General features: G+C 68.6%; 7 protein-coding genes. All 7 read right to left on the reverse strand.

What is annotated here, in order from left to right:
- Positions 1 to 42: 42 nt before the first annotated feature.
- The 7 genes from ACYR7D_RS11990 to ACYR7D_RS12020 all read right to left on the reverse strand — a co-directional run bounded on the left by ACYR7D_RS11990 (position 43) and on the right by ACYR7D_RS12020 (position 11,625).
- Positions 43 to 3,093 carry a TniQ family protein gene (locus tag ACYR7D_RS11990; protein WP_459549620.1) on the reverse strand — a complete coding sequence of 1,017 codons (3,051 nt, stop codon included), beginning with the start codon at positions 3,091 to 3,093 and terminating at the stop codon, positions 43 to 45.
- A complete protein-coding gene (locus ACYR7D_RS11995; protein WP_459549621.1) occupies positions 3,090 to 4,142 on the reverse strand; it encodes an AAA family ATPase in 1,053 nt (350 codons plus the stop codon). Before ACYR7D_RS11995 ends, ACYR7D_RS11990 begins: the two co-directional genes overlap by 4 nt.
- Positions 4,139 to 5,902, reverse strand: a complete 1,764-nt coding sequence (locus ACYR7D_RS12000) for a transposase (protein WP_280494877.1) — start codon at positions 5,900 to 5,902, stop codon at positions 4,139 to 4,141. Before ACYR7D_RS12000 ends, ACYR7D_RS11995 begins: the two co-directional genes overlap by 4 nt.
- 263 nt (positions 5,903 to 6,165) lie before the next feature.
- A complete protein-coding gene (locus ACYR7D_RS12005; protein WP_228794268.1) occupies positions 6,166 to 6,939 on the reverse strand; it encodes a TnsA-like heteromeric transposase endonuclease subunit in 774 nt (257 codons plus the stop codon).
- Positions 6,940 to 7,062: 123 nt separating this feature from the next.
- The gene (locus tag ACYR7D_RS12010; protein WP_195007217.1) at positions 7,063 to 8,034 is read right to left on the reverse strand and encodes a C40 family peptidase; all 972 of its coding nucleotides are present in this window, start codon (positions 8,032 to 8,034) and stop codon (positions 7,063 to 7,065) included.
- Positions 8,034 to 9,032 (reverse strand): replication-relaxation family protein, encoded by a 999-nt coding sequence (locus ACYR7D_RS12015; RefSeq protein ID WP_068043512.1) that lies wholly within the window; start codon positions 9,030 to 9,032, stop codon positions 8,034 to 8,036. The genes ACYR7D_RS12010 and ACYR7D_RS12015 overlap by 1 nt, the downstream gene beginning before the upstream one ends.
- Positions 9,033 to 9,105: 73 nt before the next feature.
- Positions 9,106 to 11,625 (reverse strand): type IV secretory system conjugative DNA transfer family protein, encoded by a 2,520-nt coding sequence (locus tag ACYR7D_RS12020; protein ID WP_068043510.1) that lies wholly within the window; start codon positions 11,623 to 11,625, stop codon positions 9,106 to 9,108.
- Between the last annotated feature and the right edge of the window lies 1 nt (position 11,626).

The raw sequence follows: 11,626 nt of genomic DNA on the forward strand, positions 1-11,626 counted from the left end.
CCCGTTCTTGTTTGCGGTGCGGGCGGCGCTGAGCTGGGTGGATCATGGTTTGTCCCGTTGGTTTTGCGGTGGTTGTGTCTCATTGGTTTTGCGTTTTCCTCGGGGGTGGTCGAGTTCGTGGGCGGCGGCGCGGAGTCCGTCGGGGGTGAGTTGGTAGTAGGTGCGGCGCCTGCCGGGTCCGCAGCCTGCGGGAGCGCCTGCGAGCCATTCGTCTTCGGGTTCGGGGTGGCTGGTGAGCCAGCCGCCGGTGTGCATTTGTTTGAGCAGTGGGTAGAGGGTTCCGAGGCCGATGCCGGTGCGTTGGTGGAGTTCGAGTCCGTAGAACCGTTCGAATCGTTGAGCGCGCAGTTCCGTGATCACGGTCCGGAAGGTGCGGGTCATCCTCTGGCGGGTGACGGCGATGTCGTCGAACGGTCGCAGCGGACTGTGTTTGCGTGGTGTGGCGGCCTTGCGCCGAGCCTGGGCGATAACGGCGCGGTCGGGCATTGGCCGGGGCGGGCGCGGTTTGGGTGTGTTGACCTGGTGGTGGGCGGCGGTCAGGGTGGCGTCGTCAGGCAGTGCGGGTGCGTGGTGTTCAAGCGCTTCGGCTGCGAGTTCGGCGACCACGGGGTGTTGGAGATCGCGTAGAAGTTGGTGGCCGAGGGTCGTGGGTTGTTGGGGTTTGCGACCTGCCGAGCGGTGGAAAAGTGGTGCGCCGATCGCTTTTTCGAGTTGGTCGATTTGGTGGACCAGTGCTCCGGAGGGCATGGCGAGGTATTCGGATGCCGTTTTCAGGGTCGGGAAGGCCATCGCGATCCGGTAGCGGTGCAGGCGTTGCCAGCCGTGGAGGGTGCCCTCGACTGCTGATCGGATCGTGGCGGGGACCTGCGGGGCGAGGCGGGTGATCATTTCGGGTCGGCTGTGGACGCCGGGTGGCCGGACCGGGATGCCGTGGCGGGGCAGGGCCTTGTTGATCGTCATCTGCGTGACGCCGAGTTCGGCGGCGATGTCGGCCGTCGAACGTATCCGGTCGAGGTATTGGGTGCGTAGCCAGTCCGCGTCGATCGGGCGTGCGGCTTTGCCGGTGCGCAGGGTGATGCCTGCTTGCTTGGCGTAGCGGGCTAGGACGTGGCGGCCGAATCCGGTGTCGGCGGCGAGTTCGTTGAGGCTGCGTCGTTTGTCGAGGTATTCGCGTTGGAAGTAGTCGCGGGTGAACAGGGCTGCGGCCTGTTGTTCGCGGCGCCAGTAGGCGGGTGTGGCGCGGTGCGACCATTGCCGGGCGGGCCGGTCGAGACGTTCGAGGGCCAGGCGAATGTGTTCGGCGTGGACGCCGAGCAGTTCGGCGGCCTCGGTGACGGGGCGTTGCTCGTCGACGACGATGCGGCTGATGGTGTCGATGTCGAGGGTGTCGATCTCGATGCCGGGCAATGTCAATCCGTCGGCGAGTTCGGACGGTGGCGACCAGAGCAGCGGTTCGTCCAGCCCGGCTTCCTGGATGAGGGTGTGAGCGTGCTCGGACAGCGCTCGTCGCAGTGGCGGCGTCATCGAGGTGGCGAAGGCGATGAACTGGTTGCGGTCTGCTGGGTTGTGGAAGGACATGGGGTGGTCGGGGTTGTCCAGATCGGCGCCGGTGATCAGCTGGTGCAGGTGGCGGCGGGCCAGCAGCAGGCGGGAGCGGCGGCCGGGCCGGTTGTCGCCGGGGTGGGCATCGACCGAGCAGGCCAGGTCTCGCCAGGTCGGCCAGTCGATGATCTCGCTGGTGAACAGTTCGCGGCGGCGCTGGTAGTCGATCGGGGTCCCGTCGCGGTCGAGGTGTTCGGCGATGCGGCAGAGCAGGATCAGGATCTGTTCCAGTGCCGCGGGGTCTGCGAGCCGGTCGAATCCCTGCAGGGTGGTGGTCATGTTGGCGCGTTTGACTCGCGAGTTGATCACCGCGGCGACCGAACCCATGTCGCGTTGGCGTGCTCCCGGGACCAGCAGCAGCGCGGCCAGCGTGGCGCGCAACCACCCGGAGTGGAAGCCGGACGCGGGCAGTAGTCGCGCTGTCCAGTCCGGCCAGAGCTGCTGTGGGACCATCCGCGCGCGGGTGGCGGGATCGGCGTCGGGGCGAGCGGCGAAGGGGGTGAGGGTTCGCATCCGGAGTCGATCGGAGGTGATCAGCTTCAAGTCGAGGACCCGCAGGTAGCGGCCGGTGAACCGGGACGAGGTCCGGGACCATTGCCCACCGGGGCCTTTCGGTGGTGGAATCCGTTGCCGGCCGTCGTAGTTGGATAACACGGCGCGCAGGTGGGCGGTCGCGGCGGCTTCGTCGTCACCGAGGACCCGGTGTGCTCCGATCAGCGCGACCGCCATCAGCGCCGCATCCGGTGCCGCCGCGATGTCGGCGTCGGGAGCGCTGTCGCGGCGGTGAGGATTGAACCGTGCGGCAGTGCGAAGCGCCTGCGTGGGGTCCATGCGCAGCAGCCAGGTGATGATGTAGTCCAGATCGGTCGCCGTCGGCCGCTGCCCGGCTGGGGCCGCCGAACCGGCCGGGTCGATGAGCTCGTCGACCCAGCGTTGCGCGGCGAGGATTTCGGTTGTCGTGGGCCCGGTCTCGACGGTGGTGAGATCAGCGCCGCAACGGTGTGCGTGGCTGCGGGTCAGTGGGCGGGTGCAGGTGCTCGCGCTCACTGCCAGAGGGCCGCCGGCCAGGTGCTGGCGGGGCCGTGTGCCGCATGCGGGGCAGTAGTCGCCGAGCAGGATCCGGTGTTCGGGGCAGGCGATGCTCCAGCGGCGCCGCCACGACAGCTGCCATCGTCCGTTTCCGGTGGCCAGGCATCGCGGGCAGAACCGCGAGCCGGTCGCCGCCGAGGATTCCAGCCCGTGGACTATCACTGCGACCGTGGTGTCGAGCCGGTCGGCGGGTAGCCGGGTGAGGTGTTCGAGGTGGCGCAGCAGGTTTGTGTCGGCGGGGTCGAGGAGGCGGCGGATGCGGCGGTTGCCCCGGATGCCCAGCGCGGTCAGCAGTTGCCCGGGTGAGGTGTGGTGGCGGCGGGCCAGGGCCTCGAGCCAGGAATCCAGCGACTCCCCGGCCACGGGCTCGACCCGCAACGGCAGCGTGGTGATCAACGTCATCGCTGCCCCCGCCCGGTGGTGGTGAGCGTCGGTTTCGGCTGGAGTCTGGCCTTCTCCGAGGCTTCGTCGATGCGCAGGGTGTCGAGCAGCCCGATGGTGAGGGCTTCGCTGCCGGTGGTGATCGCGCGGTAGCAGCCGCGGGTGATCAGGGTCATCAGCGACCCGATGTGCCCGCCGGTGCGGGCGAACAGGTAGTCACCGATCTCGTCGAGCCGCCCGGGTGCGTGGTCGGCCAGGACCAGCCGGCCGTCGATGGTGTGGACCATCGAGCGCCAATGCCGATCCCGGTCGAAGGATCCGACCTCGAATCGTGTCCAGCGGCGCGCGGTTTGGGCCAGCGCCGCCGACGCCCCGGACGGTCCTTCGTCGAAGAACCGGCGCTCTCCCAGCCCGACTCCGGCGTAGATGAACGTCACCGGGAGCTCGTTGGCCAGCCACTTCAGGTGGTTGCTCACCGCGAGCCCGTCGCGGCTGTTCTGGTTGATGAAGTGGATATCGTCGATGATCCCGACACGGGTGCCGCAGGACAGCACGCAGTCGAGGGCGTTGGCGGCGAGCGCGGCGGCGCTGCCGCGGTCGGAGCCGGGATGACCGTAGAACTGGCAGATCATCTTGTTCAACGTGCGCAGCGTCGTATTCGAGCTGAGCCCGACGCGGAACACCGGAATGTGTTCGTGGCCTTCGTCGGTCAGCTCGCCGTGGCGGCGGATCGCGCTGCGATGATATTCGCGACCGAACAGGTTCACGATCGTGGTCTTGCCCAGCCCCGGCAGCCCATCGATGACCGCCGCGCCGCGAACCCGGTCGGGGTCCTGACGGTTGGAGGCGACGATCAGGCCCAGCTCGTCACGGATCGTGCGCAGCTGGGGGGTGGCCAGGGTGCCGAAGTTGGCGTGCCAGTCGTGGCGGGTGTCGTCGAAATCGGCGCGAGCGTCCTCGCTCAGCGCCGCCAGCATCGCCCGCGTCGGGGTGTCCGGGCGAACACGCGGCACGGTATCGACGAACCGAAACCATCCTTGTTTGCGAGACAGACTGTAGGCGCTGATCATTCCAGCACCTCCCAGACATCGACCTCGTCGAGGTCGTCGAACAACTCGCCGTCCTCGTCGTCGTCACCGACAACACTCACGACCGCATCAGCGGCCCCAGCGGCTGCCGGGAGAGCTGGCATGGCCTCGGATTCGGTGAGAGCCTGCAAGTCGCTGCGTTCGCTCGACAACCGCACCGCCATGCGGCGCTCACGCCGGTCGAGAACCTCACCACTGCTCCAGCGGGCCAGCACCTGGGCCAACGCCTCGTTCGGGTCGGTGAAACGGTCCGCGTGGGCGGCCAAGCGGCGCGCGTAAGCCGCGGCTTCGGCTGAGAACGCGGTGTTCAGCGTCGCGGAGTGTTCCCAGACCAGCTCATGCCAACCACCGTCGGCGGGGTCGTGGAAGTAAACCGCGCGCACGTCGTCGTCGTTGACCCGGATCGGCCACTTCCCCGCGGCGACACCCCCGTAGGAACTCGTGGCGTTGCGGTAGCCGTCGAGAGCAGGCCCGTTGTAGCGGCGCCCATCGATCTCGACGCCATAATGCTGGATCGTGCGCCATGCCACGCGCAGGAACTCGAATACCAGCTCCGGGGCGGCCGGGATCCGCAGCAACCCGGACTTGGCCACCCCGACGGCGAACATGTCGTTGGGGGAAAGCCCGAGATCAGGCCACTGCGCCACCGCCAGACCGTGGTGGACGTCGCGGTGATAGACCGAGACGATCCAGTCCCGGATCACGTCCTCGAGTTCGTTCACGAACAAGAACGCCCGCTCCTCGAGATCAGCACCGCGGCTGTGAATATCAGGTCCCTTGTAGGCGGGCAGATGCTGGATCAGCCCCTCACGCATCGTCCGGAAAAACCGCTCGACCGTGGGTTTGTCGGTCGGCTTGTGAGGCTGTGCCGGTTGGATCGAGATCCCCAGCCGAGCGCAGACCCCGATCACGTGTGCCGACAGGAACGCCTTGCCGCGGTCGATGACCAACGTCTCCGGCGGGCACCACACCTCGGCGGGTGCGTCATCCTCGGTGAACACCAGATGGTCGGGCAGCCCGTGCGCCGGCCCGAGCGCCGGCCGCCCCGATCCACGACCGGTGACCGCTTCGAACAGCACCCCGGCGACGTCGAACGCTTTCGTCGACACCGGAGTCACCTTCAACCCGACGATCTGCCGGTCGAACAGGTCCTGGGCGACGGTGAGCTGGGTCCTCACCCACCGACACGTCACCGGTTCCATCGCGAACACATCCAGGTCCTGGGTGTCCAGGATCAGATACTCACCCGGGCGAGTCGCCCGCAACCGGCCATAAACCCCTGCCGGACGTTGCGCGATCGAGCGCCTGGCCTTCGCCGACCCCGAGACCGCGTTCGTGCCTTTGGCCAGTGCATCGAGGCGACGGTAGGCACTCGTGCGCGGCGGCAGCGCCACCACCCCAGGCCCATACTCGCGTTCGAGCCGGGCAGCGACCCGCATCAACAACGCCGAGCGGGTCGGGGTCGACGCCGACACCGTCTCGGCGATCTCCGCGCGCACCGCCGCGTCCCATCGCGGGTCGATGCTGGATCGGCGGCCGGTCCGGTTGCGGTCGTCGACCAACCCGGCCTCACCGCGCTCACGGTAGGCCGCCACCCAATACTCGAGCGTCCGCACCGACACCGACAACTCCGCAGACTTCGCCGAATAACGTTGCTGCAAAGACACTCCCGGCGCATACTCCGGTCTCGGCTCACCCTCACCCGCAGCACCGGCATGTCCGGACCGGTAACCGGTCAGCACCTCCCGGACGTGTCCTGCGCGTTCGGCGACCCGCTCGAGCTCTGCCGCCGACAACCCCGCCAGCACCAACCCCGGATCGGGTGCGCCGACCTCGACCGGATCCAGACCGCGTGCCCGAGCGACGAACTCGCCCAGCGCGAAACTGACATACCGGCCGTCACCTGCCTGCGCGAGAACACGACGGTGGTCGAACTCGACGATCCGGACCGTCTCGCCATCGACCAGCGCGTTCGCTCCGACCACAACGGTCACCGTTCGAGTACTCATGCCGGCACCTCCGCCGAGGTCACGACCGTGTCTCCACTCAGCGGGCGTGTCAGATCCGCGGTCAACCGCGACTGCCACAACAACCGCAGAATCACCGGCCGCACCACCGTCACCGGCGCGAGCGCTGCCATCGACCGCTCGAGCTCGGCGACGGTGATCGGTGCGAGGGCAGCGTGCAGGACCGGCAAGATCAGTTCCGCCTGAACTGTTCCCGGACGCCGATATCCGGCAAGGAACCGCAGATTTTCCAACTCGATCGGGTTCGTCCCCGACCACACCTCAAACCCGAGACCATGCTCAGCACACAGCCGCCGCGTCCACGCGAACTGCGCGACAACGGCCGGATCACTCAGCCGCGCAGCGGCCTTCACATCCACTACCGTCAGCGACCCGTCCCTGTGGCCGAGCAGCAGATCCGGCACGTGACGACGCACCCGGCAACCATCGGCGCCTTCGAGCAGCATCGGCTGCGCAGCGATGGCGACGACATCGCCATCGCGGTCGGCCAGCAGAATCCTGGCCAGCTCCAAACGGCTCTCGTAGACCACGTGCGCGCCGGTCGTCGACGACCAGTACCAGCCCGAATAGTGGCGGCAGCCTCGCCACGCCCGGAACTCGCGGACCGGCATCCCCGCCAGAACCTCGGACCACGGCACGCGCCCCATGGTGGTGTCAGCGAACATGCCATCGTCGCGTCGATAGCGCACAGACACAGGCGATCCGGACAAGTTGCCCGTCAAAATCGTTCTTGCATAGACAGTTTCATTCATGGCCGACACAATCCAGCCAGCAGACGCCGCCTGGGCGTAGACTCGCCGCACGAGTCCCACCGATCTTGCGGAAACGCAAGACCTCCGCAAAATGACTGGGAAACCGCAATCAGTCATGGGCACCTACACCAGGGCGGCGGGCCGGGTTGCCGCGTAGTAGTCGTCGCCGGGCCAGCGGTAGTCCGAAATCTGCACGGGCTGACCGAAGGTCGGTGCGTGCAGCATTTTCCCTGCGCCTAGGTAGAGGCTGACGTGGTGGACGTCGGAGGCAGTGCCGTAGAACAAGAGATCACCAGGCTGGAGCTGGTCTTCCGGGATGCGGGGACCGGTGTGGACTTGGTCATAGGTGGTGCGCGGGATCGTGATGCCGGCTTTGGCGTAGGCGGCTTGGGTGAGGCCGGAACAGTCCCATCCGCCGGATTGTTCGGGTCCGTTGCCGCCCCAGACATAGGGTTGGCCAAGTTGCTGGCAGGCGAACGAGATCACCGTCGCGGTGGTGGGGTTCGCGGCCCGGATGTCGGTGCAGTCGCCGCTGCCGGGCGGTGGTGTGGTGGCGTGGGTGGAGTAGCGGTCGGCTTGAGCGAGGACGTCACGGACGTACCAGTCGGCGTGGTTGTAGGCGAAGATCGCCGCATACAGGTCGGCGGGTGCCCCGGAGTCGCACAGGTAGTGGGCGGCGGCATGGATGGCATCGTGGGGGTCGTACCGCGAGGGCGGCGTCGCTCCGCCCGGTGGTAGTGGATGGCGGGCGACGACGGAGTCGAAGGTCGGGGCGAGGAACTGCATCGGCCCGCCTGCTCCGGCGAAGTTCTCCCCGGAAGCCACACCTGGTAGTGGTGAACGGCCGTGGTCGGTTTCGACCTTGCCGATCGCGGCGAGGATCGACCAGTCCAGGCCGGGACACGAGCCGGCGCCTTGCTGGTAGAGCACCAACATCTCCGGTGGGATATCGGTGAGCGCTTCGGTACTCGGCGCAGTACCCGGTCCCGGGGTGGGAGTGTGGTCGAAGACAGCGACGGTGGCCACGACTGCGGCGATGACGACCGAGCAGAACACGACCGCCGCCGCGCCCGCCCCGAGTGCCTTGGCGAACATCACCGTTCTCCCTCGACGCTGGGCGGATGGGGCGCAGGTGCAGGCAGCACTGTGGGGCCGTCGTCGGCGGGCGCGCCCGGCGTGCCGGTGGATGCCGGTGCCGAGAGGAGATATGGCCACGCGGCCGGGAGCCGGTGCAGCGCAACACGTCCGCCGCTGGTGTCGTCGAGTGCCAGCCATACCCGGTCGGCGGGGCTGGGATGTGGGGCGGTGGGGTCGAGGAGGTCGGCGGCGGCAGTTGCCACCGGCACTGCTGCGGGGTCGGGTAGCGTGCGCCAGGTGTCGAGCAGTGCGGGCCGGGCGGTGGTCTCGCGGCGGGTGGTGGGCACCCACAGCAGGACGGGGGTGATGATGCCGGTGGAGCGGGCGAGTTCGGCGTAGCCGGCTAGTTTGTTCGCCACTGTGGACAGGGTGATGGTGCCGAGGTCGTATTCGAGGAAGAAATCCAGCACCGTGTCGGGGTGGGTGTAGCGGCCGTAGGCGTCCGGGCGTACAAGGTCGCCCCAGAGGCGGCGGCAGCGGGTTTCCGACCACCACGCCAGCACCCGCCCGCCGCCTGGTGCGGTGGTGAGGGCGGTGAACCATTCGTTGACGCCGACGGTGTGGGCCAGGTGCAGGCTGTGGGCGATGCCCATGGCCTGTTCGTGGCGGTAGTGCAGGTCACGGACCTCGACACCGGCTTCGGCGGCCAGCACAGCGGCCCCGGCCGGGGCGAGGACCCAGTGCACGGGGGCGCTGCCGCGGGTACGCAAGGGCCGGAACCGGTCGAGGACCCTGTAGCGGTACAGCGTCAGGAGGCGGCTGCGTGCCTTGGCGTAGGTGGGGAATCCCAGCGCCGCGAGTTGGAGGGTGGTCAGGACCCGGTGCTCGTGCAGCATCCGCAGGATCCACCGATCTCGGGTGGTGAGTCGCACGACCAGCCGGGCATGGTCGGTAGCCGGTGCCCGGCCGGGCCGGGGGGCTCGCAGGTCGGACTGGCGCAGCGGGCGATTGATCATGTGAACCGACCTCCGAAATGTCGAGCAACGGTGCTGGCCAAAGCGATTACTGCCGTTTGCGTGGCGGCGAGCGTTAGGAACGGCGGGGATCGCTGGCGCTCGCCGACCGAGTGCGGGGTGTGGCGAGACCCGGTCCTGGTTCGGCAGCCGGCGCCGACGGTGGTGGTGTGGCGAGGCGTGCCCGCGCGGCGGCACGGATCTCGCGGGCACGGCCCGGCACCGCTGGGGGCAGAGGTTTCGTGGTGAGCGTGAACGGTGGTGCCTGCTGGCCGCGGACCAGAACCCGGGCCGCGGCGTGGTAGGCGTCGAGGTGGGTCAGGTCGTGCTCGGACAACCAGGGGCTGGTGTGGCGGGCCAGGTCACGAGCGTCTTCTGGGGAGGCGGTGAAGATGACCTTGTTGCGGGCGTTCGCCGAGACCGCGGCCCGCATATCCGAGGGCAGCTGGCCGAGGTTCTGGTGCGCGAGGACCAGCGACAGGCGCAGGCCGCGGGCTTCGGCGAGCATGTCCTCCAACGGAGTGGCCAGGTTCAAGAAATTGTGGGCTTCGTCGAGAGCGAGGGTGGCATCCGCGCGCTGGTCGGGGTGGGTGCCGACGCGGGCGGTGGTGGCCTGCCAGGTGCGGGCCACCAGCAGCGATCCCATGAGTCGGCTGGTGTCTTCGCCGAGGGAGCCTTTCGGTATCCGAGCCAGGCAGATTCCACCCTGATCGAGCACTTCGCCCAAATCGACCGTCGAGGGGCCGGCGGCGAGAGCGTTGCGGACGAATTGCCGGAACAGGAAGTGCCGCAGCTTGTTCAGTAGCGGTCCGATGACCTGGTTGCGGGCGGAATCGGTCAATTCCTCATATGAGGACCAGAACCCGCGCAGCACCGGGTCGGCGGTGGCGCGGGTGACCCGGGCCCGGAACGCCGGTTCGGTCAACAGCCGGGGGAGGTCGGTGAGGGTCGCGACCCCGGGTTGGCGGCACAGGGTGAGCAGGCTGGCCCGCAGTACGTCGTCGGTGCGCGGGCCCCACCATTGGGCGAAGGTGCGGTGAAAGATCGTGGCCAGGTTGTCGACCACCAGGTCGGTGCCCGCACGATCCGCGGGGGTGTCGAGGGGATTCAAACACGGTGGCTGACTGCGGGAATCGGCATCGAACAACACCACCCGATCCGCGCAGCGCTGAGGCAAGCGGGCGAGGATATCGGTGATGAGGTCGCCTTTGGGGTCGACGACGACCACGCCGCGGTCTTGGTCGGCCTCGTCGAGGATCAACTGGGCGAGCAAGGTGGATTTCCCGACGCCGGTCGGGCCCAGTACGTGCAGATGGTGGCGGGCATCGGCGACCCGCACCGCAACCGACCGCCCACCCGGAGCATCCGAGAGCCCAAGAGATTTCGCGTAGGTGCCCGCGACCGGGATCTCCGGTGTCGGAGCAATAGCGCGGGCACCTGCCCGCTGAACACCCGGGATCGCCGGATCGTGCGGAAGGTGCGCAACCGCGGCGAGTTCCGGGACCGAGAGCAGATCCCCACGGCCCAGTCGCCTGCGCGCAAGCGCCGAGCCGAGTCTGCGGTGTCTGCGGTGCCGATAGTAGTTGTGGTCGGTACAGGACCCGAATACCACTGCCAGCGCATCCGCCCGCCCCCGCGCAAAAGCCCGCGCCGCGCCCCGGTCACCGGTCTCGGGCACAGGGACGGTGACGGCGTAGCGGATGACGCTTTCCCAGTGCGCGCCCCGGGCTTTGTCAGCGGCAGCACGGTGCTCGGTGTTGTCCTGCATGGCCGCCTGAGGGTCTTTGACCTGTGTCGCAGCGGCGGCGCGGGTTCGCCCAGAGCGGCGGACCGGGCCCGGGGTGAGGAGATCCAGAATCTCGCGCAGCAGTGGCACCGGCCACGCCGCCGTTCCGCTGCGGGTGCGGGTGCCGCGGCGCACGCGTCGGCCGGTGACCGGCCGCGCTAGCACTTGTACGCAGGCGGCCTGGCCCGGGGTGAGGTCGTCGGCGGCGGAAATGAGATCGCGGACGAGATCGCCATTTCCATAGTCGGTACGGATCGGCAGCACTTCCCGGCGCCCCAACCGGAGTTCACCGCCCGAGAGCATTCTCCGGACCTTGGGGCCGGGGAGGGGGAGAGGGTCGGTGGTGGCGTGACTGGTGCGGGTGTGCGCGCCCGGCCATGCCGAGGCCACCGCCCGCTCCACCAGTCCCGGCGGAACCTGTCCGGGTACCCAGATCCGGATGGCGACACCGGCTTCCGGGGTCACCGTGTATTCGAACCCGAGGTGCGGTTGCCCGAACACCATGCGCCGCCAGGCTGGGCGCAGTTGCCCGGTCAGATGCGCCCACAACGCTGCCGCGCCCTTGGGATCGACCTCGGGTGGGGTGAGGACGGTGACCTGGCGGGCGCCGGCACCCAGCCGGCGCCGGCGCACACCGGTGAGCACCCGTGCCAGCGCGAGCACCACCGCGGCCAGAAGGACGCCGGTGACCGCGGCCGGACCGGTCACCACCGATATAGCGGTGCCGAGGAGATCGCGCAGCGTCGCGGCAGGGTCGAGCAGGAACCTGCCCAGTTCGTCCTGGGACGCCGAGAACAGCAGGCTCGACATG

The sequence above is a fragment of the Nocardia sp. X0981 genome, assembly GCF_977089955.1.